Annotated in this window: 21 protein-coding genes; 16 read left to right on the top strand and 5 right to left on the bottom strand. The window is 64.7% G+C overall.

The window, feature by feature from the left end; translation table 11 throughout:
- Positions 1–9 precede the first annotated feature (9 nt).
- Both K6301_RS18045 and K6301_RS18040 read left to right on the top strand, forming a co-directional pair.
- Positions 10–1,008, top strand: a complete 999-nt coding sequence (locus K6301_RS18045) for a CorA family divalent cation transporter (protein ID WP_247221920.1) — start codon at positions 10–12, stop codon at positions 1,006–1,008.
- Between the two features lie 143 nt (positions 1,009–1,151).
- Positions 1,152–2,528 (top strand): FAD/NAD(P)-binding protein, encoded by a 1,377-nt coding sequence (locus K6301_RS18040; protein ID WP_247221919.1) that lies wholly within the window; start codon positions 1,152–1,154, stop codon positions 2,526–2,528.
- A gap of 5 nt (positions 2,529–2,533) precedes the next feature.
- Here the strand turns inward: K6301_RS18040 and K6301_RS18035 are convergent, their stop codons facing one another.
- Positions 2,534–3,148, bottom strand: coding sequence for a hypothetical protein (locus K6301_RS18035; protein WP_247221918.1), 615 nt, complete (start codon positions 3,146–3,148; stop codon positions 2,534–2,536).
- Positions 3,149–3,378: 230 nt separating this feature from the next.
- On the opposite strand from K6301_RS18035, the gene K6301_RS18030 reads away from it, so the two are divergent.
- Both K6301_RS18030 and K6301_RS18025 read left to right on the top strand, forming a co-directional pair.
- Positions 3,379–3,918: a flavin reductase family protein gene (locus K6301_RS18030; RefSeq protein WP_247221917.1), complete on the top strand. Its 540-nt coding sequence runs from the start codon at positions 3,379–3,381 to the stop codon at positions 3,916–3,918.
- Positions 3,919–4,070: 152 nt separating this feature from the next.
- Complete coding sequence (locus K6301_RS18025) at positions 4,071–5,387, top strand: replication-associated recombination protein A (protein ID WP_247221916.1); 1,317 nt, start codon at positions 4,071–4,073, stop codon at positions 5,385–5,387.
- On the opposite strand, the gene K6301_RS18020 is transcribed toward K6301_RS18025, so the two are convergent.
- Complete coding sequence (locus tag K6301_RS18020; RefSeq protein WP_247221914.1) at positions 5,384–5,980, bottom strand: CDP-alcohol phosphatidyltransferase family protein; 597 nt, start codon at positions 5,978–5,980, stop codon at positions 5,384–5,386. The genes K6301_RS18025 and K6301_RS18020 overlap by 4 nt on opposite strands.
- A 119-nt stretch (positions 5,981–6,099) precedes the next feature.
- On the opposite strand from K6301_RS18020, the gene K6301_RS18015 reads away from it, so the two are divergent.
- Genes K6301_RS18015 through K6301_RS17995 form a run of 5 tightly spaced genes read left to right on the top strand, consistent with a single transcriptional unit; the run spans position 6,100 to position 11,188 of the window.
- Entirely contained in the window at positions 6,100–7,836 is a 1,737-nt protein-coding gene (locus tag K6301_RS18015; RefSeq protein WP_247221913.1) for a bifunctional alpha/beta hydrolase/class I SAM-dependent methyltransferase, read from the top strand.
- A 28-nt stretch (positions 7,837–7,864) separates the two neighbouring features.
- A complete protein-coding gene (locus K6301_RS18010) occupies positions 7,865–9,178 on the top strand; it encodes a phosphatase PAP2/dual specificity phosphatase family protein (RefSeq protein WP_247221912.1) in 1,314 nt (437 codons plus the stop codon).
- On the top strand, positions 9,175–9,612 hold the full coding sequence (locus K6301_RS18005) for a hypothetical protein (protein ID WP_247221911.1): 438 nt from the start codon (positions 9,175–9,177) through the stop codon (positions 9,610–9,612). The genes K6301_RS18010 and K6301_RS18005 overlap by 4 nt, the downstream gene beginning before the upstream one ends.
- Positions 9,609–10,259 carry a lysophospholipid acyltransferase family protein gene (locus K6301_RS18000; protein WP_247221910.1) on the top strand — a complete coding sequence of 217 codons (651 nt, stop codon included), beginning with the start codon at positions 9,609–9,611 and terminating at the stop codon, positions 10,257–10,259. Before K6301_RS18005 ends, K6301_RS18000 begins: the two co-directional genes overlap by 4 nt.
- A complete protein-coding gene (locus K6301_RS17995; protein WP_247221909.1) occupies positions 10,256–11,188 on the top strand; it encodes a phosphatidate cytidylyltransferase in 933 nt (310 codons plus the stop codon). Before K6301_RS18000 ends, K6301_RS17995 begins: the two co-directional genes overlap by 4 nt.
- A gap of 35 nt (positions 11,189–11,223) precedes the next feature.
- On the opposite strand, the gene K6301_RS17990 is transcribed toward K6301_RS17995, so the two are convergent.
- Entirely contained in the window at positions 11,224–12,540 is a 1,317-nt protein-coding gene (locus K6301_RS17990) for an aspartate aminotransferase family protein (protein ID WP_247221908.1), read from the bottom strand.
- Positions 12,541–12,542: 2 nt separating this feature from the next.
- Positions 12,543–13,592 carry a phosphotransferase gene (locus K6301_RS17985; RefSeq protein ID WP_247221907.1) on the bottom strand — a complete coding sequence of 350 codons (1,050 nt, stop codon included), beginning with the start codon at positions 13,590–13,592 and terminating at the stop codon, positions 12,543–12,545.
- A 168-nt stretch (positions 13,593–13,760) separates the two neighbouring features.
- Here K6301_RS17985 and K6301_RS17980 point away from each other — a divergent pair, with 168 nt between their 5' ends.
- From K6301_RS17980 to K6301_RS17955, 6 genes are all read left to right on the top strand, one after another.
- Positions 13,761–14,441 (top strand): GntR family transcriptional regulator, encoded by a 681-nt coding sequence (locus tag K6301_RS17980; RefSeq protein WP_247222538.1) that lies wholly within the window; start codon positions 13,761–13,763, stop codon positions 14,439–14,441.
- A 72-nt stretch (positions 14,442–14,513) separates the two neighbouring features.
- Positions 14,514–15,254: an SDR family NAD(P)-dependent oxidoreductase gene (locus tag K6301_RS17975; RefSeq protein ID WP_247221905.1), complete on the top strand. Its 741-nt coding sequence runs from the start codon at positions 14,514–14,516 to the stop codon at positions 15,252–15,254.
- A 196-nt stretch (positions 15,255–15,450) separates the two neighbouring features.
- A complete protein-coding gene (locus K6301_RS17970; protein WP_247221904.1) occupies positions 15,451–16,503 on the top strand; it encodes an ABC transporter substrate-binding protein in 1,053 nt (350 codons plus the stop codon).
- Between the two features lie 93 nt (positions 16,504–16,596).
- Entirely contained in the window at positions 16,597–17,676 is a 1,080-nt protein-coding gene (locus K6301_RS17965; protein ID WP_425475442.1) for an ABC transporter ATP-binding protein, read from the top strand.
- Positions 17,673–18,851, top strand: a complete 1,179-nt coding sequence (locus tag K6301_RS17960; protein ID WP_247221902.1) for an ABC transporter permease — start codon at positions 17,673–17,675, stop codon at positions 18,849–18,851. The genes K6301_RS17965 and K6301_RS17960 overlap by 4 nt, the downstream gene beginning before the upstream one ends.
- A gap of 2 nt (positions 18,852–18,853) precedes the next feature.
- Positions 18,854–19,651: an ABC transporter permease gene (locus K6301_RS17955; protein ID WP_247221901.1), complete on the top strand. Its 798-nt coding sequence runs from the start codon at positions 18,854–18,856 to the stop codon at positions 19,649–19,651.
- Here the strand turns inward: K6301_RS17955 and K6301_RS17950 are convergent.
- Complete coding sequence (locus tag K6301_RS17950) at positions 19,614–21,032, bottom strand: aminotransferase-like domain-containing protein (RefSeq protein WP_247221900.1); 1,419 nt, start codon at positions 21,030–21,032, stop codon at positions 19,614–19,616. The genes K6301_RS17955 and K6301_RS17950 overlap by 38 nt on opposite strands.
- A gap of 112 nt (positions 21,033–21,144) precedes the next feature.
- Between K6301_RS17950 and K6301_RS17945 the strand changes: the two genes are divergently transcribed.
- Positions 21,145–22,008, top strand: a complete 864-nt coding sequence (locus K6301_RS17945; RefSeq protein WP_247221899.1) for a DMT family transporter — start codon at positions 21,145–21,147, stop codon at positions 22,006–22,008.
- Positions 22,009–22,039: the final 31 nt, after the last annotated feature.

The raw sequence follows: 22,039 nt of genomic DNA, 5'->3' as shown, positions 1-22,039 counted from the left end.
GTGACGCTTTTGACTGAGAATGAAGGCGGGCATGCGCCCGGGCTCGTCGGCGCCTGGCGGGGAGAACCCGGCGGGCGTGTGCGGCCGATGGCGCCGCAGGATCTCGATGCGGCACTGGCCGATGATACCGGTTGGGTCTGGCTGCATGTCGATCTCGTCGATCAGCGCATGCAGGGTTGGCTGACCGGGCGCTGTGCCCTTCCCATTGCCGCACGTGCCGTTCTCGACGGGCACGACGAGAGCCTTGTGCTGGGCCACGAGGCGGGCACCACCCACGGCGTCGTGGTCGACCTGGAACAGGACATGGGGCGCGTGACGACCGTGGTCGGACGGCTGCATTTCGCGCTGACCGACCGGCTTCTCGTGACGGCGCGGCGCCATCCGCTCGCCGCTGTGGACAAGGTGCGCCGCTCGTTCTCCGAGGGATTCGCGCCCGCCACGGCCTACGAGCTGTTCGAAGGCATTGTCGCCGCCTTCTGCAAGAACACCAATCTTCGGCTCAAGGAGGCGTCTGGCCTGCTCGATACCATCGAGGATCGGATCGTCACCGAACGGCTGAGCGACGAACGGCGCAGCCTGAAGGAGGTTCGTCGCCTCGCGGTGTCCCTGCACCGGCCCGTCGCGGGGATGGTGGCGCTTTTCGATGAGGAAGACCGGGAAGGCTGGACGTTGTCGGAAACAGCCCATGCCGTACTGCGCCGGCTTTCCCTGCGGCTCGAACGGCTCGATCGCGAAATCGTCACCCTCAACGATCGCGCCCGCCTGCTTCAGGAGGAAATGGCGGCCGAGCTTGCCGACGAGTCCAACCGCAGCCTGCGCGCCATGGCGATCATGAGCGCGCTTCTTCTGCCCGGCACGCTGGTTGTGGGCGTCTTCGGCATGAACACGGCCGGCCTGCCGTTCAGTCACGGCGATTCGGGTTTCGGCTGGGCCATGGCGCTGGGGATCGCCGCAACCGGGCTTTTCTACTGGTTGCTGCGCCGCGCCGGGATCAGCCTGCGCTTCTGAGGATTCCGGGATCTTCCAAAAAAGGGTCTTGCAATCTCATCTAAATTCTATTGTTTTAGTGGGGAAATGCAGAGTCACCGCTCGTTCCGTACGGAGCGAGTCCTGGAATACCGCCTGATGCAACACAGGAGAGGAGCCGAAAGATGACGCTTGTTCCCAGCCATTTCGCACCGCAATCGAAAGAGACCGGCGCTCTTGCCCGCATCGCCGTGGTCGGTCGCGGCTTTACCGGCATGATGACCGCGATTGCCTTGCTGAAGACGTTCGACAGGCCGTTCCACCTCGTCCTGCACGACCCCTATCCAAGGATCGACGGGGGCGAAGGTCTGGCCCACGCGGCCTCGCCGCTGCTCAACAGCCGGGTGCGGGATCTTTCCATCGACCCGGTCCTGCGCGACGATTTCCGTGCCTGGCTGGAAGCGGACGGCCGCTGGAACGAAGGTGTCCAGACGGACGCCGCGGCCGGCGCGGTCGACCATGCCTTCGTGCCCGGCGAAATCTTCAGCGCCTATGTCTATCAGCGCTTCGCCGAGGCTCTGCGCGGGCGCACCGACGTCATCATGCAGATCAGCGCTGACAGCGTGACCGCCGTCGAGCGGCACCCGCAGGGTGGGCTGAATGTCTTCTCCGGTGGGGAGCGGGCGCGTTTCGACGCGGTGTTCCTCGCCACAGGTTATGGCCTGCGTGACGGTCGTGAGGATGCGGGTACGCAGGGCGCTGCCGCAGAGGCGATCGTCATCGGCGGCGGGGTCCATGCGGTCGATCGCGCGCTTCGCCTGCTGGCATCCGGCGGGGCGGCGCATGTGACGCTCATTTCCGCTTCCGGTTTCCTGCCGCAGCCGCATACCGCCGCCGCCGTCGGCACGGTGGTGTCGGACCGGCCGTTGCCCAACACGTTGCGCGGAGCGTTCCGTTCGCTGCGCGAAGCGGCCAACCGGGCGGCCACGGACGGGTCGGGCTGGCAGGGGATCATGAACGACTTCCGGCAACGGGCAGGTGATCTCTGGCGGGGACTGACGCCGGAAGAGCGCCGGCGCTTCAAGCGGCACGTCAAGCCGATCTACGACAGCCATCGCAACCGTCTGCCGCCCGCGCAGTATGCGCGCCTGCGTGAGGCGATCGCCAGCGGCGCGATCACCGTGCGCAAGGGCAAGGTCGAGCGTATCGCGACGAACGGCGTGCTCCTGTCGACAGCGGGCGGCCTACAGGTTCTCGCTGCCGAGCAGACGATCGATTGTCGTATTCGGTCGGCGGATCTGGATTCACCGCTGTTTAGGGCGCTGTTTTCCAGCGGCCTCGCGCAGCGGGACGAACTCGATCTCGGCGTCTTCGTCGATTGCAGCGGCCGCGTGGTCAATGGCAAGGACCGTTTCGAGGGGCTGTTCGCCATGGGGCCGCTGGGTCTTGGCAGTCTGCCTGATATCGACCTCGTACCGCAGATCGTGACGCAGGCCTATGCGGCGGCGTCGGCGCTAGCCGAGCATCAGCCCGCTAGCGCCCACGGCGTTCAGGCCGGATGACGCTCCTACGGGGAGCCCGGTGCGATGGACGGGTGGAAAACGGGGCTGTAACCGGCGCGTAGTGCCATGATCGTCGAGGGCGGTGTCAGCAGGCTGTCGGCATGATCGAGGTCTTGCGCAGGCGCATAGCCGTCGACGGTCCAGCGATGGGCGCGGCCGTTGCGCATCGTATAGGCGTGTACGCCGACTGCGACGACAGCACCGTCCGGCAGAGCGGACGGCGGGCCGTCCATGGGGTGCCGGCGCTTTTGCCCGTTTTCCAGGCGTTCGGCATGGAGCCGGGCATCCATCTCCGGGGCGGAGGGCTGTTCTGCCGGAAAACAGGCGCGGAATTGTTCGGCTTGCGGCCGGCGACAAAAGAAACAGGGCCGATGCCCGGCGGCGAGCGCAACCGCCTCGTCGAGAAAGAACAGTTCCGTCCAGCTGTGCCCGGCCATCACGTCGCGGCGGACGCCCTTGAAATCACAGGCGCAGATGATCCAGGCCTTGCTTGTCCAGCGCCGTTTCAACAAGGTGCGTGTCGCCGGGTCGTGAATGATGCCGCGATTGCCCGTGAAAAGACCTCGCTGCGCGATGGCGACGATCTCGCCGAAAGGCGTGACACGGTTCTGCAAAGTCATGCCTGTCCTCCGGGGTGTCGGGCGTTTCCCTAAGTACCATGACAGCGACAATTTTCGAACGATGCCATCCTCCACGCGGCGGATTTGCCGTCGTCCGGGATGCGCACAACAGCGGCACCCGAGTGCATATTTTCTATAAAAATACTCAAATTAAGAAAGACGTGCCTGCTGATGTCCTGCCGGGTTTGCTATCCCTTTCACTATTCGAAGTCTCTGCCGGAGCGGGAACGATGAACGCGCATGTCGAAAACATTCTTTTCAACGCCGAAAACACGGCATTGCTCAACCAGCCTGCGGATGCGGACAGCCTGAAGGCGGCTCTGCGCACACTCGGCGGAGGCGTGAGCATCATCACGGCGGGCGAAGGGGAGACGCGGACCGGAGCGACCGTCACCTCGGCGACCGCCCTTTCCGTCGAACCCGCCCGCATGCTCGTCTCCCTCAACCGTTCATCCTCCACATGGCCCGTGGTCGAGCGTTACGGCCATTTCGGCATCAATATCGTCGGCGCGGCCCACGAGGAGATCGCCAACCAGTTCGCCGGTCGTGGCGGCCTGCGCGGGCCGGCGCGCTACCGCGGCGCCGAGTGGACGACCGCCGTCAGCGGCGCGCCGTTGCTGGTCGATGCCGTCGCGGCGATCGATTGCGTCGTCGAAGAAGCCATCGAGCGCCACAGCCATGTCATCGTCATCGGCACGGTGCTGGCCATCCGTCTCGGAACAGGCCATTCGCTGCTCTACCAAGACGGTCGCTACCACGCCGTAGCCTGATGCCGGGCACGGGAGCCACGTCGCCCGCCGGCCGGAAAGCCGAATATTGCCTTTGACCCCGCCTGCCGCGCTCGATAGACGACAGTCATCGGCCGGCAGACGGGTTTTCCCGTCACGCCCGCCGCCTGCACTGGTTTTCGACGGGAGGTCCCATGTCCGATCTTTTCGACGCGGCGCCGCGCACGGGCTCCATGCCGCTGGCCGCCGAACTGCGGCCGGCGACGCTGGACGAGGTCATCGGTCAGCAGAAGGTGATCGGCGAGGGCACCATGCTGCGCCGGCGCATTGCAGCGGGACGGCTCGGCAGCATTATCCTCTACGGACCGCCGGGCCTCGGCAAGACATCCATCGCGCGCGCCATCGGCAACATGCTCGGCAAGAACTTCCGCCCTCTGCATGCCGCGCACAACAATGTCGCCGATATCCGCAAGATCGCCGACGAGGCGCGCATGCGCCCGACCCTGCTTTTCGCGGACGAGGTGCATCGCTTCAGCGCCACGCAGCAGGATCATCTGCTCGCACTGTGCGAGGAGGGCGTCGCTGACTTCATCGGCGCGACGACGGGCAACCCTTACCATACGCTGACGCCCGCTCTCATTTCCCGCTCCACCATTCTCAAGCTGGAGCCGCTGACGATCGAAGAGATGGAGGAAGTCGTGCGGCGCGGCTTGCAACATCTCGCCGCAAGCGGCATTGCGGTCGACCTGCCGCCCGAACAGCTGCGCCGCATTGCCGGCCGGTCCGGGGGCGATGCGCGCCGCGCGCTGACGGTGCTCGAAAGCCTCGCTGTCGGCCATGTACACGGCCAGCCCGTCGTCATCACCGAAGCGATGGTGGAGGAAGCCTATGCCGCCGCGCCGGTCAACCACGATCGATCGGGCGACGCCCATTACGACGTGGTCTCCGCCTTCGTCAAATCGATGCGCGGCTCCGACCCTGATGCGACGCTCTACTGGCTGGCGCGGCTGATCCATGGCGGCGAAGATCCGCGCTATATTGCCCGCAGGATCATGATCCATGCCTCGGAGGATGTCGGGCTTGCCGACAACACCGCGCTGCAGACCGCGGTCGCGGCCCTGCATGCCGTGGAGAAGATCGGGTACCCGGAGGCGCAGATCGTGCTGGCCCATGCCGCCCTTCATGTTGCGCGGGCGCCGAAATCGAACTCCGCCTGCCGGGGTATCTCGCTTGCCCTTGCGCATGTGGCGAACGAGGCGCCGTCAGCGGTGCCGATGCATCTGCGCGATACGCATTACAAGGGCGCGGCGTCCCTCGGCCATGTCGGTTACGCCTTCCCGCATGATGACGGGCGCGGCTGGAGCGAGCAGGTCTATGCGCCGGATGTTCCCCGCGGCGCCTTATACCAGAGCGATGCGCGCGATGCCGCGACCTTCGAGCGGCGCGCCGATGAGCACTGGGAACAGGTCACTGGCCGGCCGACGCCCGGCCGGTTCGGCGCGAAGCGCTAGGATGGGGCCAGTCCGGCCCGCACGCGGTTGACGACGGTCCAGACGAGCAGGACGCAGGCCATGGGCTGGATATGCCATGTCCAGTCCGGCAGGGTGCCGAAGCCGGCCACCAGCGCGCCCAGCGCGCCGAAGAGCAACGCCCTGTCGCTCTTGCCCATCGGTCCCTCGTAGCTGCGGCCCTTGCCGTGCGCGACGCCCAGAACGCCTGTGAATTCGGTGAGCGTCGCCAGGAATACGATGGCTGTCAGCCAGGGCAGCGAGAAGGGCGCGATGAGCGCGAAGGGCAGGTAAAGCGCTGCGTCGGAAACGACGTCCGTGATCTCGTTGAGATAGCCGCCAAGCGCACTTTTCTGGCCGTGCTCGCGCGCCAGCATGCCATCCACGGCGTTCAGCGCCATGCGCAGCAACATCCAGATCGGTACCAGCGCGAAAAGCGCGGGCTGGGGATTGGCGAGGAGAAGCGCACCGATCCCGACCGAGACGAGCGCCGCGAAAAGCGTGACCTGATTGGCGGTGACGCCGCGCTCCGCAAGTCGCCCGACCAGCGGCCGCAGCAGGTTCTGGAAGGACGATTTCAGTTTATAGATCGACATAAGGGCTTGAATCCGCTTCTCTCGATTCAACAAATGCAGGTGCGGCGATATGAAATCAACTGCAAACAGGCGGGCTCATCCGTATAGGATGTGTGTTCATACGCGAAACGAGGACAGGCATGATCGAATCGACTTTCGCCAGCCACGACGGGGTTGAGCTTTTCTACCGTTATTGGCCGGCCCGCTCCGGCACGCCAAAAGGCGCGATCGTGCTTCTGCACCGCGGACACGAGCACGGCGGGCGGGTCGCGCATATCGTCGACGAACTCGGCCTGGACGATTTCGCCTTCTACGCCTGGGATGCCCGCGGACATGGCCGCTCGCCCGGCGAACGCGGTTATTCGCCGTCGTTTGCCCACTCCGTGCGCGACCTCGATTGCTTCGTCCGGCATATTATGGAGACCGGCGGTTTTGCGATCCGCGATATCGCAGTCGTCGCCCAGAGCGTCGGGGCGGTGCTGGCCGCAACCTGGGTGCATGACTATGCGCCGGATATCCGCGCGCTCGTGCTGGCGGCTCCCGCCTTCGACGTCAAACTCTACGTTCCCTTCGCGAAAGAGGGCATTGCACTCTGGCAGAAGCTGAAGGGGCGGTTCTTCGTCAATTCCTACGTCAAGGCACGCTTCCTGACTCATGACCGGGAGCGCATCGCCTCCTTCGAGGCCGACCCGCTGATCACCCGCCCTATCGCGTCCAACATCCTGCTGGAGCTTTATGAGGCTGCCGACCGTGTGGTGGCGGATGCCCGCGCCATTACGGTGCCGACGCAAGTCCTGATCTCGGGCAGCGACTTCGTCGTGCGCCACGCGCCGCAGCATCGCTTCTTCGAAAACCTTGGTGCGACGATCAAGCAACGCCACGTGCTGCCCGGTTTCTATCATGACACATTGGGCGAGCGGGATCGGGCCAAGGCGCTGGAGAAGGTGCGCACCTTCCTGCTCGCCCGCTTTGCCGAACCGCCCGTCGTGGCCGATGTGCGGGGCGCCCATCTTTCCGGCTACACCCGTGACGAGGCCGACCGGCTGGCGACGCCCCTGCCGCTGCTTTCGCCGCGCGGCCTCTATTGGGCGCTTACCCGCGCCTCGATCCGCCTGGGCGGCCTGTTCTCCAAGGGGCTTGCGACCGGTGGCCGCACCGGCTTCGATTCCGGTTCCACACTTGATTACGTCTACGAAGACGAGGCGCGCGGGCTCGGTCCGGGCGGACGTTTCATCGACCGGCAGTTCCTCGATGCCATCGGCTGGCGCGGCATTCGTCAGAGAAAGGTGCATCTGGAGGAACTGATCGGCAAGGCGCTCAAGCGTCTCGCTGCCGAAGGAAAGCCGTTGCGCGTTCTCGACATCGCAGCCGGCCATGGGCGCTATGTGCTCGACGCCGTTGCTGCATCCGAGGTGAAGCCGGAGAGCATCCGCCTGCAGGATTATTCGCCTATCAATGTAGAGAAGGGTACGGCGCTGATTACGGCGCGGGACCTTGGCGACAGGGCGGCATTCCACCGCGCGGATGCCTTTGATACGCAGGGCCTAGCCGCGATCGAGCCGCGACCGACGCTTGCTATCGTTTCCGGCCTCTACGAGCTTTTCCCGGACAATGCCATGATCGAAGCCTCGCTTGCCGGCCTTAGCCGTGCGCTGGAGCCGGGATCGCTGCTCGTCTATACCGGCCAGCCCTGGCATCCGCAGCTTGAGATGATAGCCCGCGCGCTGACCTCGCATCGCGGCGGCGAAGCCTGGATCATGCGCCGCCGCACACAGCAGGAGATGGACCAGCTCGTCGCGGCGGCGGGCTTCCGCAAGATCGAGCAGCGCATCGACAAGTGGGGCATCTTCACCGTTTCGCTGGCCGAACGCGTCTGAGGCCGTCATGGGGGAGGGGGTCGCATCCATGCCGGGCAGTGAGCGCCGCACCGTGTTGCGCGCGGCGGCGCTGTGGCTGCTTTTCCTGGCGCCATTCTTCTACCTGACCTACGGCACGGCGAATTGGCTGGCCTCGCTGCGATCCGATGTGCCGAACGTCGCCTTCGGCTGGGAACGTCACATTCCTTTCCTCGCCTGGACGATCGTGCCTTATTGGTCGATCAATGCCTTCTATGCCATCTCGCTGTTCGTGAACGACACGCCGGAGGCGGTCGGCCGGCTGGCGCGGCGTTATCTGACGGCGCAAGTCATCGCCGTCGCCTGTTTCGTCGCCTTTCCGCTTCAGGCCATTTTCGTTCGGCCGCAGACCGAGGGCCTGCCGGGCTTCATGTTCGATGTGCTCGGTGGTTTCGACAAGCCGTTCAACCAGGCGCCCTCGCTGCATATCGCGCTTCTGGTGATCATCTGGGATCACTGGCGTTTCCGGTTTGCCGGCGCGGCCAGAATGATCTGGCATCTCTGGAGCTTCCTGATCGGGATCTCGGTGCTGACGACATGGCAGCACCACGTGCTCGACATTCCGGCCGGCGCGCTTCTCGGCCTCTTCGCGCTCTGGCTTTTCCCGTCGGGCGACAAGTCGCCGCTTTCCGGCTTCCGGTGGACCGTGGAGGCAAAGGCGCGGCAGCTCGCCGCTTTCTACGCAGGCGGAGCAACGGTCCTGCTCATTCTGGCAATCCTCACGACACGCAGTTCGGGCGCCGGTCTGCTGTTGCTCTGGCCGGCGCTGGCGCTCGCCATCGTGGCGCTCGGTTATGCGGGCGCGGGCGAGGCGGTTTTCCAGAAGGCGGCTGACGGCCGCGTCAGCCTGGCGAGCCGATGGCTGCTCATGCCCTACCGGTTCGGCGCGTGGCTCAACATGCTCTGGTGGACGCGCCGGCTTCCCGAGACGGTGGACATCGGCGATGGCGTGCTGCTCGGGCGTTTTCCCAAACGCAGTACGCTCTCGACGATCGCGACGGTCATCGATTTGACGGCGGAATTTCCGGGCCTTGTCGTGCCGGGTCTTGCCTGGCGCGCCTTTCCCTGCCTCGATCTCTTGTCCTTGACGGCCGGGCGCATTCGCGAAGCAGCGCTTGCCGTTGAGGACGCTCGCCGCCACGGCCCCGTTCTGATCTGCTGCGCGCTGGGTTTCCAGCGCAGTGCGGTGGTTGCGGCCTGCGTTCTGGTTCGCGCGGGTCATGCGGCAAGTGCGGCAATTGCCGTGGCGCAGATCAGGGCCGCCGGCCGGCCGGTTCATCTGCCGGTCGAGACATACGCTGTGATCGACGAGGCAGCGCGATGACGGACTGGAGGATGCCTGTCACCAAAGCGGCGCTGAGCCTCAGGCGCAACGCGCTCGCGGGCGGCGCTCTTGCGGTGCTGATCCTCGCCATCGCACCGCCGACCGCCGGCGCCCATGGTTTTATCGCGCCGCTCGGCTGGTGGCTGCTGCTCGCCTTCTGCCTCGCGCCGCTCGCGCTTTCGGCTCACCTCCTGTTCGATGCCGCGCTGTTCAGGCTGGCCGCCTCCCATGACGCGGAAGCGGCCGGGCTTTCGGCCATCGACGATGTGCTGGAACGCATGGGCCTTCGAAAGCGCGACGGCCGGCCCGCACCGCTTGCTGTCAGACTTGCGGGATGCCGCCGGCTCATCTGGACGCAACGCATTCTTCTGGCCGTTGCACTTGCGCTTTTTGCCATCCTGCTGCTCGACGGCCTTGAGGGCGGCGGCGCATGAGCGGGGCGAGCCTTCTCCAGAGAGCGTCCGCCGCTGTGCTCGCCGTGCTCGCCCGCGCCGTGACCGGCGTGCGCCCGATCTGGGCGGGCACGTCACCGAACGGGCCGCTGCGCATCTATTTCGCCAATCATGCCAGCCACGGTGATTTCATTCTGGTTTCCACCTGCCTGCATCCGGCCGAGCGCGGCCGCACGGCGGCGGTCGCCGGCGCGGATTACTGGAACGCCGGTCGCGTCCGGCGCTTCATCGCCGGCAGGCTGCTGCGCACCGTGCTGGTGGAACGCAACTGGGTCGAGCGCCGGGCCGATCCGCTTGCGGTGATGCTCGCGGCCCTCGATGCCGGCGAGAGCCTGATCTTTTTTCCCGAGGGCACCCGCAACATGACGGAGGAACCGCTGCTGCGCTTCCGCTCCGGCCTCTACAATCTGGCCGCCGCGCGTCCGCAGGTGGAACTCGTGCCGTGCTGGATCGAGAACATGTCCCGTGTCCTGCCGAAGGGAGCATTCCTGCCCGTTCCGCTGCTCTGCCGCGTCGTGTTCGGCGCGCCGCTCAAGCTGGAAGCCGGCGAAGACCGCAAAGTCTTTCTTGATCGCGCCCGAGCGGCGCTTCTCGCGCTTGCGCCGCGTAAGGATGGAACCCCGCAATGACCGACGATACCACTTGTCTTTTCCTCGGGCTTGTCGCGGTGCTGACGGTGGCGAGCCTTGTCGCGGCCATCCTTTCCTGGCGCAGTCCCAAGCCTTTGCATTCCACGCTCGACAACCTGAACGCCCGTATCAAGGCGTGGTGGATCATGGTGGCGGGCATTTCCCTGGCCTTCCTGTTCGGCAAGGGCGGCGTGATCCTGCTTTTCGCCTTCGTTTCCTTCGCGGCGCTGCGGGAATATGTGACGCTGACCAATACCCGCCGCGCCGATCGCTGGACGCTGCTCGGCATGTTCCTGATCGTCATTCCGGTGCAGTACTACCTGATCTGGATCGACTGGTATGGGCTCTATTCGATCTTCATTCCCGTCTACTGCTTCCTAGCGATGCCGGCGATTACGGCGCTGCGCGGGGACACGTCCCGCTTTCTCGAGCGGGTCAGCGAGCAGCAATGGGGCATCATGCTTTCGGTCTACTGCCTGAGCCATGTCCCTGCGCTGGTGACGCTGCCCATTCCCGGCAATGAGGGACGCGGCCTGCTTCTCATCGCCTTCCTGATCGCCACCGTTCAAGGCAGCGACGTGCTGCAATATATCTTCGGCAAGCTGTTCGGCCGGCACAAGGTGGCGCCTGCCATCTCTCCATCCAAGACCTGGGAAGGCCTGATCGGCGGTATCGCCAGCGCTTCGCTGATGGGGGCGGGGCTCTATTGGCTGACGCCGTTCTCGCCGCTCGAAGCCGGGGTCTTGGCGGCGCTCGCCTGCATCATGGGCTTCTTCGGCGGCCTCGTCGCCTCCGCCATCAAGCGCGATCGCGGCGTGAAGGACTGGGGGCACATGATCGAAGGCCATGGCGGCATGCTCGACCGCGCCGACAGCCTGGTCTTTGCCGCGCCCGTCTTCTTCCACATCGTTCGTTACGCGTGGACCTGACGGCGGGCCGGCTTTGCCACCCGCCGTCCCGTCGATCACAGTGCCTGCAACACACCGCGGAGGGCGTCGAGCAGCATATCCGCGTTCTCGCGCGAAAAGACGAGCGGTGGACGGATCTTCAGCACGTTGGCGCGCGGGCCGGAGGCGCTGATCAGCACGCGGCGCTCGCGAAGTCCGTTGACAATGCGCGTCGTAAGCGCAGCATCGGCGGTCTTTGCCGCCGGGTCCGCGACGATCTCGACGCCGATGAAGAGGCCGCAGCCGCGAACGTCGCCGATGGCATGGTAGCGGTCCGACAGGCTCTTGAGCCCGTCCATCAGATAGCGGCCGACATCCAGCGCATTCTGCTGGAGGCCTTCTTCGCGGATGACGTCCAGCACGGCCCTGCCGGCGGCGGCAGCGATGGGGTTGCCGCCGAAGGTGTTGAAATAGCGGGCGCGGGGACCGAATTCGGCGATGATATCAGGTCGAAGCACGATGCCGGCCATGGGATAGCCATTGCCCATCGGCTTGCCGATCGTCACCATGTCGGGTGCCACTCCGTGGCGCTCGAAACCCCACATGGCTTCGCCCGTGCGTCCGAAGCCGGGCTGCACCTCGTCCGCGACGAAGAGGCCGCCCGCTTCATGGATGGCGTCCACCGCGGGCTTGAGGAAGCCCTTCGGTCCCTCGAAAATGCCGTCACTCGAAAAGATCGTATCGGTGATCAGCATGGCCGGCTTGATGCCGTGCCGCTTCAGGTCGGCGATCGCCGCGCGAACGTCGCGACCGAATTTCTCCATCGTGTCTTCTGGCGTTTGGCGATAGCTGTCCGGCGCGGGAACGGTGCGCACATGCGGCCCGAGCGTGACGGATTCACCGAGTGACGGCGAGAATTCCGCAACCGCGCTCGTCAGGCCGTGATAGGCGAGTTCTGTCGCGATGATGCCTGTTCCGCCCGTGACGAAGCGTGCGATACGCACCGCGAGATCGTTGGCCTCGCTGCCCGTGCAGGTGAACATGGCCTGGCTGAGCGCGTCGGGGAACGTCGCCGTCAGCGTTTCTGCATAGTCGATGATCCCTTCATGGAGGTAGCGCGTGTGGGTGTTGAGCACGGCCGTCTGGTGGGTGATCGCTTCCACCACGCGCGGATGGCAGTGGCCGACCGAGGCGACGTTGTTATAGGCATCGAGATAGCGATCGCCGGACGTGTCATAGAGAAAAACACCTTCGCCGCGCACGAGATGCAGCGGCTTTTCATAGAAAAGGCGATAGGCAGGGCCGAGCACTTTTTCCCGCCGGGCGATCAGTGCCCGGTCCGCTTCGTCGAGCCGCTCGAAGTCCTCGCGCGAAAATGCATTCACCATCGACATGATCAGGCCTCGGAAAGATTGGGCACGAGCCATGCGAGCCCGGCCGGGTTGAGATCGGAGATGTTCTGCAGGCCCCTGAGGGCGGTGGCGTGGTTGCGCATGATGTAGTCCCGGTTTTCCGGGAAAAGCGCCGAGCGCCATTCGGCGATGATGATGGACATGGCCAGCCGGCAGCGCAGGAGAAGCGGCAGAAGCTCGATCTCCGCCTTCTCCAGCGGTCGCGCCGAGAGAAAGCCTTCAAGGAAGCCGCTTACACGCGCCGCCCAGTTGTCCGTCGCCAGATGATAGGAAAGGCCGACGGCGAGATCGTTGATGAGCGGCGCATGCACCATGTCGCCGAAATCGATGATGCCGGCCACCACGTCTGGCTCGGCCGGATCGAGCAGGATATTGTGCGGGTTGAAATCGTTGTGGATGATCTGGCGCCGCCTGAGGGTTTTGATGGCCGGCAGCGCGCGCTCGAATTCCGCCAGAACGGCTTCGGCCCGAGCGCGACGCTCGGGGGCGACGTGTCCGACGACGGCGACAAGATCGAGCGTGTGGGAAATGTCCCACATCAGCTTTCCCTCCGGCGGGCGGCCCTGATAATCCTCAAGCCCACGGCCGAGTTCGGCGAGCGCACGGCCGACATTGCGGCTCTGCGCCGGCGTTGCGGGCGTGCGATATTGCAGTTCGCCGGGCAGGAAGGAAAGCAGGCGCATGATGCGCGGCCCGTCGGGGCTCGCGAGCGTGTGGCTCTGCTCGCCCGCCTGGGTGCGGATCAGTCTTGGAACCGGTACGTAGGGGGCGGCCCTTTCGAGGTGCAGCAGCGCGCCATCCTGGAATTCCAGCGCCGTGGGGTCCTCCGCTGCGTTGGCGATCTTGAGGATGAACGCCGTGCCGTCCGTTCGCCTGAAGAGAAACGTCTCGTCCCGCTCGCTCGAAAGGCGCTTCACCTCGCCGTCAAGCCCATACACCGCGGCGACCGCGGCCGCCGCATACGACAGGGCCGTTACGGTCAGCGTCGCGCGCATCGAATCTGTTCCGGGACTGGCGAGCGATGGCTCGGTCATGCTGGCTCCGTTGGCGCGTTCTGCCGGCGTGTCGTTTTGCCGGAGAGAGAATGCATGCTGGATTTGCGAAAGTTTCGAGGCAGGAACGACACCTGCGGCGACCCATACTTGAAACACGTCAAAAAAGATGCATCAAGTATCTTATCGCGCAATTTTATCGGTCGGTCCATGGCGGAATTCACCACACTGGAACATGAGAACCTGAACAGCGTCGTCTATGGCGCACTGTGCGACGCGCTGATGCAGGGGCGGTTCCAGCCGGGCGACCGGCTCAAGATCCGCGATCTCGCCGAACAGTTCGGCACCAGTGTCACGCCGATCCGCGATGCGATCCTGCGCTTGGCCAATGATGAGGCGATCACGTTCCGCTCGCCGCGCGATATCCGCATCGCCGGGCTCAGTGAAAACCGCTACCGCGAAATCCGCGCCATCCGCGTGCGTCTCGAAGGGCTTGCCGCGGAAACAGCCGCGCAGGTCGCCACAAGCGCCGATATTCAGGCTATGGAACAAATTCTTCTGGAAAATGAAGCCGCTATCAAACACGGCGACCGCTTGAAGGGTACGCAGCTCAACCAGGCGTTCCACTTCATGCTGCCCCAGATCGCCGGGCTTCCCGTGCTGACGACGATCTTGCGGCGCCTCTGGCTTCAGATGGGCCCGCATATTTCGGACGCCTATCTGGCCGGCGGGCGGGCGATGATCGACCACCATTACCCCGTCGTGGAGGCCTTGAAGCGGCACGATCCGACTGCCGCGTCGATGGCCATCGTGGACGATATTCTCCTGGGCGGGAAGCCGATTCTCGACCGTATCGGCGGTGGATCGCCCGATGCACAGCCTTCGGCATAAGGCCCGCCGAAAGGCTCTTGCATTTCGCTAACGGCCAATTACGATGTATCAAGCATCAACGGAGACTGCCGGATGACCGAAGAACGCCGCTACATGTTGCTGACGGGCGCAAGCCGCGGCATCGGGCACGCAACGGTCAAGCTCTTCCAGTCGAAAGGCTGGCGGATTTTCACCGTCTCGCGCCAGCCCTTTTCGGAGGAATGCGCCTGGCCGTCCGCGCGTGAAAGTCACATCCAGGCCGACCTTGCCGACCTCAGCCAGATCGATCGTCTTGCCGCGACGGTGCGCGAGCGGCTGCCCAACGGCAGGCTGCATGCGCTCGTCAACAATGCCGGCATTTCGCCGAAGGGGCCGGACAAGAGCCGCCTCGGCGTGATGGGCACGGACGCCGAAGTGTGGACGCAGGTCCTCAACGTCAATCTTGTCTCGACGGCGCTGATCGCACGCGCGCTCATGCCGGAGCTGGAAGCGGCGAAGGGTTCCATCGTCAACGTCACCTCGATTGCCGGTTCGCGCGTGCATCCCTTCGCCGGTGTCGCCTATGCCGCTTCCAAGGCCGGGCTTGCCTCGCTGACCCGCGAGATGGCGCATGAATTCGGCAAGCGCGGCGTGCGGGCGAATGCGATCGCGCCCGGCGAGATCGAAACCTCCATCCTGTCACCCGGCACCGATGCGCTGGTGGCTGCGGAAGTGCCCATGGGACGGCTGGGAGAACCGCGCGAAGTCGCGGAGACTATCTATTTCCTGTGCACCGAGCAGTCCTCCTACATCAACGGCGCGGAAATCCACATCAATGGAGGACAGCACGTCTGACGATGATCAAGCCGCAGCGGATTTCCGTTGACCGGCGATGATCGGAATGCATCAATCGGCCGACATGTCCCGGGGAAAGGACAGGCCGGCTGTAAAGGCTGCGAGGTCGCGCAACGTCTAAGGCGAGCGCGGAGCAGGGCCGAAGGTCGCGACAGAGCCGCACCGGCTCGTCAATAAAACAGAAAAGGGGAATGCTATGAAGACGATCGTTAAATCCGGAATCCTGGCGGCCGCTGCGGTCGCCCTCTCGGCAAGCCTGGTTCTTCCGGCCGCTGCGCGGGACCTTACCGTCGTTTCCTGGGGCGGCAACTATCAGGACGCGCAGCGCAACATCTATTTCAAGCCGTTCTCCGAAAAGATCGGCAAGCCGGTGCTCGACGAAGCATGGGACGGCGGCATCGGCGTCATCCAGTCGAAGGTCAAGGCCGGCGCGCCGAACTGGGATGCCGTGCAGGTGGAGGCCGAAGAACTTGCACTCGGCTGTGCCGACGGCCTTTACGAGAAGATCGACTGGGACAAGATGGGCGGCAAGGACAAGTTCCTCGACAGCGCCGTCAACGATTGCGGCGTCGGGGCCATCGTCTGGTCAACGGCCATCGCCTATGACGGCGACAAGCTTGCCGAGGGGCCGAAGTCCTGGGCGGATTTCTGGAATGTCGAAAAGTTCCCGGGCAAGCGTTCGCTGCGCAAGGGCCCGAAATACACGCTGGAATTCGCTCTTTTGGCCGATGGCGTCTCCAAGGACGAGCTCTATGACGTGCTGTCTACCGAAGAGGGTGTCGAGCGTGCCTTCAAGAAGCTCGATGAACTGAAGCCGAATATCGTCTGGTGGGAATCCGGTGCGCAGCCGATCCAGTTCCTCGCTTCCGGCGAAGTCGCGATGACTTCGGCCTATAACGGCCGCATCACCGGCATCAACCGCACCGAAGGCAAGAACTTCAAGGTCGTGTTCCCCGGCAGCATCTATGCCGTCGACAGCTGGGTCGTTCTCAAGGATGCCGAGAACAAGGATGTCGCACAGGACTTCATCGCCTTTGCGAGCCAGCCGGAAAACCAGGCCAAGCTGCCGGAATCCGTTGCCTACGGCCTGCCCAACAAGGAGGCTGCGGCCATGGTGCCGGCGGAGCTCGCCAAGGACCTGCCGACGGATCCGGCGAACCTGCCGGAAGCCATCGCACTCAATGTCGATTTCTGGATCGACAACGCGGAATCGCTGACGCAGCGGTTCAATGCCTGGCTGGCCCAGTAAGGATATCCGCGGCGAAGGGCGTCCTCACGGGCGCCCTTCCTGACTGGCCGGATGCGTCGCAATCCCTTCATGCCGCATCCTTCGCCGCTAGCGATGGAGCATTCCTTGGCCGAATTCATCAAATTCGATCGCATCACCAAATTCTACGGCCCGCTCTGTGTGGTCGAAAACCTTGACCTCAGCATTGCGAAGGGTGAGTTCGTCAGTCTTCTGGGTCCGTCCGGTTCCGGCAAGACGACGCTGCTCATGATGCTTGCCGGTTTCGAACAGGCGACGTCCGGCAAGATCCTTCTCGATGGCGCGGCCATCAACGATGTGCCGACCCACAAGCGCGATATGGGCGTCGTTTTCCAGAGCTATGCGCTCTTCCCCCACATGACCGTCGGCGAGAACATCGCGTTTCCGCTGCAAATGCGGGGCATCGACAAGGCCGAGACCGCCGCGCGCGTCAAGCAGGCGCTCGATATGGTGCAACTGTCCGCGCTGGCCGACCGCCGTCCCTCGCAGCTTTCCGGTGGCCAGCAGCAGCGCGTGGCGCTTGCCCGCGCGCTGGTCTTCGAACCGCGCGTCGTGTTGATGGACGAACCGCTCGGCGCGCTCGACAAGCAGCTGCGCGAGCAGATGCAGCTCGATATCCGTGATCTTCATCGCCGGCTCGGGTTGACCATCGTCTTCGTGACGCATGACCAGTCCGAGGCGCTGACCATGTCGGACCGCGTCGCCGTCTTCAACAAGGGAAAGATCGAGCAGATCGGCACGCCGCGTGAGGTCTACGACGAGCCGGCGACCCGCTTCGTGGCCGAATTCATCGGCGAGACCAACCTCGTCGAGGGCGTCGTGGAAGCGATAGAGGGGCGGGAGGCGACGGTGCGACTGCCGAATGGCGCGCACATCGTCTCGGCCGTTTCGGACGGCGTGGCGGCTGGCCAGCCGGTCTACCTTTCCATCCGCCCGGAGCGCATCGATCTTGCCGAAGCCCGTGGTGAGGCCCGCAACGTGTTGGAAACGGAGGTCACGGACAGCGTCTACCAGGGGGATCACCTGCGCGTTCAGCTGCAGAACGACGCGCATCCGCTGATCGCCAAGCTTGGACGTCGCTCGCGGGAATTCGCGCCGGGCACCAAGGTCTTCGCTGCCTTTTCGGCGGGCGATTGTCGGGTCATCGCGCCATGAGCGGACCGTCGCCCCGCATGGGGCGCTCCCTGTTGCTGCTTGCGCCGCTTTTTCTCTTCCTCATCGGCTTCTTCGTCTGGCCGCTGTTCAGCATGATGTCGCAGGCCGTGTCCGACCCCGCGGTCCTGCGCCTCTTGCCGCGCACCGCAGACGTGGTGGGTGAATGGGATCGCCAGTCTCCGCCGAGCATGCCGATGCAGACGGCGCTGATGGACGATCTCAGGGCTGTCGACGACGATCAGGCGCTCGGCGACATGGTGCGCCGCCTCAACAGCGCCCGCTCCGGCTTTCGCACCTTGATGTCGAAGACGACGAGTGCGCTTTCCGACACCGCAAATCCGCCGCCCGATCTGGTTTCCATCGACAAACGGTGGGAAAAGCCGGAATTCTGGATCGCGATTGCCGATGCACTGTCCCCACTCACCGACCGCAACCTGCTCGCGGCCGTCGATCTCGGGCGCAACGCGGCGGGCGCTATCGAACATCTGCCGGCCGACCAGTCCGTCAACCGTGTGATCCTGGTGCGCACGTTCTGGATTGCGGCGCTTGTCACGTTCTTCTGTGCCTGTATCGGTTTTCCCTATGCGATCATCGCCGCGTCGCTGAGCGGCTGGAAGCGTGACCTGATGCTGGCCGCCGTCCTGCTGCCGCTCTGGACATCGCTTCTGGTGCGCACGGCCGCATGGTTCATCCTCTTGCAGGAGCAGGGGCTGATCAACGATTTCCTGCGCGCCATCGGCCTCATCGACGCGCCGCTGGCGCTCATCTTCAACCGCACCGGCGTCATCATCGCCATGACGCATGTGCTGCTGCCCTTCATGGTACTGCCGATCTATTCGGTGCTCATCACCATCCCGAAGAACCTCATGCCGGCGGCTGCTTCGCTCGGTGCGCCCCCGATGCGCGCCTTCCTGCGCGTTCTGCTGCCGCTCAGCCTGCGCGGCGTCGCGTCGGGGGGGCTGCTCGTCTTCATCTCGGCCATCGGCTATTACATCACGCCGGCGCTGATCGGCGGGCCGGGCGACCAGATGATTTCCTCGATCATCGCGTTCTACGCGACGGGTTCGGCAAACTGGGGCATGGCCGGCGCACTCGGCATGGTGCTGCTGGTGGCGACGCTGTTGCTCTACAGCGTCTATGCGCGGCTTTCCTCGGACGAGCCGGGGAGGCGCTGACCATGCCGATGAAGATTGCCAAATTCACCTTCGCCCTGCTGACGATCCTGTTTCTCGTAGCACCACTCGTCGCCATCCTGCCGCTCGCCTTCACATCGAGCGTCATCCTGACCTATCCGATACCATCGTGGTCCCTGCGCTGGTTCGAAGAACTGTTCTTCGCGGACGCCTGGCGCCGGGCGATCATCAACAGCCTGATCATCGGCGCGGGCACGACGCTGCTCGCAACCGTGCTGGGTACCGCAGCCTCGCTCGGCCTGCGCAACCGTCTTTTCTTTTTCCGCGGCTCCATGCGCACGCTCTTCCTGCTGCCCATGGTCGTGCCGGCGGTGGTGCTGGGCGTCGGCATGCAGGTGCTTCTCGCGCGCTTCGGCCTCATCAACAGCTATGCCGGCGTGATCATCGCGCATACGGTCGTGGCGGTCCCCTTCGTGGTGGTGAGCGTGACGGGCGCGCTTGCCGGCATCGACGAACGGGTGGAGCTTGCCGCGCAAAGCCTCGGAGCGCCGCCCGTCACCGTCTTCCGGCGCGTGACACTGCCCCTGGCAATGCCAGGCGTGCTATCCGGCGCCGTACTCGCCTTCGCGACCTCGCTCGACGAGGTGGTGCTGACGCTCTTCGTCGCCGGCCCCAACCAGCGCACGCTGGCGCGGCAGATGTTCTCCAGCATTCGTGAGAATATCAGCCCGGCTATTGCCGCGGCAGCCTTCCTGTTCATCGCGGCGACCATCCTGATCGGCCTCGTCGTGGTGCTGTCGCGGTCTATGCTGGCGAAGCGGACGAGACCGGCCGCGTCATGACATCCGCAAGCACGGTATAAATACGCGGCTCGAGCATGAGGGCCACGTTGAAGCGCATGAAGTTGCCGGCACTCTGCGATACGCTGAACACGTTGCCCGGCGCCAGGACCACGCCCTGTGCAAGTGCCGCCTGCGCGACCTCGCCGGAATCCAGCCCTTCCGGCAGCCGGCACCAGAGATAAATCCCGCCGCGTGGCATCAACCAGGGCTCGATGCCGAGGCGGGACAGGCGGTCGGCCGTCTCGCGCCGGACTCGCACCAGCTTGCGGCGCACATCCTCCATATGCTTGCGGTATCCGCCGCCCGCCAGCATGTGGGTGATGATCTCGCTGGCGAGCGGGCTCGGGCCGCCGAAATTCGTCGCGATTTGCAGGTCGATCAGGCCCTCGACCCAATCCGGGCGGGCCGCGATGTAACCGCAACGCACCGCCGCCGAAAGGGTTTTCGAGAAACTGCCGATCCGAATGACCCGCTCCAGCCCGTCGAGCGCCGCAAGCCGGGTGGATGGCTCCGGCTCGAAATCCGCAAAGATATCGTCTTCGACGATGATGGTGTCATTGGCCGCGGCGGCATTCAGGATCCGGTGGGCGACCTGTGGGGATAGGGTCGAGCCGGTCGGATTGTGGATCGTCGAATTGGTGACGTAGAGCCGGGGGCGGTGAGCCGAGAGTATCGCCTCGAAGGCGGCGATGTCGGGCCCGTTATGCGTGCGGGCAACACCGACAACCTTGACCTGATGCGCCTTCAGCATCGCCTGGAAATTGAAATAGCAGGGATCGTCCACCAGCACCGTGTCGCCGGGCCGCAGGAGGAAACGGCAGATGAGATCAAGCGCCTGCGTCCCGGTGCTGGTCAGAACCAAATTGTCGGGTCCGGCCGGAATGCCGTTCTCCGCGAGACGGCCGAGCAGAAGGCGTCGAAGGGCGGGGGAGCCGCGTGTGCTGCCGTAGTAGGCCAGGAGCGCGTCGTCGCTGCGCGCAAGGCTTCGGATCGCCCGCCGCAGGGCATCGTTGGGCATCCAGTCGGCCGGCAACCAGCCGCAGCCGGGCTTGAGCGTGGTGTCATCAGCATCGAGCGACTGCCGCGATACCCAGAACGGATCGACGGCCCGCGCTTTGGGGTTTTCGGACTCGGCGAGCTTCAGCGGCGGAAGGGCGGTGCCGGATACGTAGAAACCCGATCCCTGCTGGGCACGGATCAGTCCTTCCGCTGCAAGCCGGTCATAGGCCTCCACGACTGTGGAAGGGGATACGCCCATCGTGGCCGCAAAATTGCGGATCGAGGGGAGGCGGTCCCCGGGGCCAAGCATGCGACCGGCGATCCGCCCGCGAACGGCGTTCATGACATCGGAGGTCCGTGTGCCTGTTGCTGTCGTCGTCATGTCAGGCCTTTGTATGGGTTACTGAACCAGTACAGTTTTTCAGAATTGTACTGCACTGTTCCTGTCATTTCCAGTGTCCCCGCGCTTAACAGGACAGGAAAGGCAAGGTGCTATGAAAACTTCGATGGAAGGCTGGGGCAGCGGGCTGACGGGCGTTGTCATCTTCAGTGGTTCGCTCCCGGCGACGCGTCTGGCAGTGGGAGATTTTTCGCCGCTGTTTTTGACTTCCGCGCGGGCGGTGATCGCCGGGACGCTGGCGGCGATCTTTCTTCTCGCCTTGCGCCAGGCCCGGCCGCCGCGGGACAATCTCCTCTCGCTCGCCGTCGTCGCACTCGGCGTCGTCGTCGGCTTTCCGCTACTGACGGCGATTGCCCTGCAATATGTAACGGCCGCGCATTCGGCGGTTTTCATCGGGCTCCTGCCGCTGGCGACCGCGATCTTCGGCGTGCTGCGCGGTGGTGAGCGGCCCAAGCCGCTGTTCTGGCTGTTCTCCTGCATCGGCAGCGCGACCGTCGTGGGCTTTGCACTGACCGCCGGCGTGGAAGTCTCCCTTGTCGGCGATTTGCTGATGGTCGCGGCGATCATCCTCTGCGGTCTCGGCTATGCGGAGGGGGCAAAGCTTTCGCGCGCCATTGGCGGCTGGCAGGTCATCTGCTGGGCGCTCGTCCTGTCGCTGCCGCCGATGACGGTCATCGCGCTTCTGTGGCTTCCGGATGCCTGGGGCGGCATTGCGCCACGTGCCTGGGCCGGTCTGTTTTACGTCTCCGTGTTCAGCATGCTGGTCGGCTTCTTCTTCTGGTACCGAGGCCTGGCGAAGGGCGGTATCGCGGCCGTCGGCCAGTTGCAGCTGCTGCAACCCTTTTTCGGTCTTCTGATCGCTGCCGTGCTGCTTCACGAAAAGGTCAGCCCGCTAATGATTGTAACGACACTCGCCGTGGTGCTTTGCGTCGCAGGCGCACGGAAGTTCGCGCGTTAAGACGCAACGAGGGGCGCAACGCGCCCCCGCC

The sequence above is a fragment of the Shinella oryzae genome (assembly GCF_023038235.1).
In the GTDB taxonomy this organism is placed as follows: domain Bacteria; phylum Pseudomonadota; class Alphaproteobacteria; order Rhizobiales; family Rhizobiaceae; genus Shinella; species Shinella sumterensis.
The sequence above is the reverse complement of the archived record's forward strand: the minus strand, read 5'-3'. Positions and strand labels throughout refer to the sequence as shown.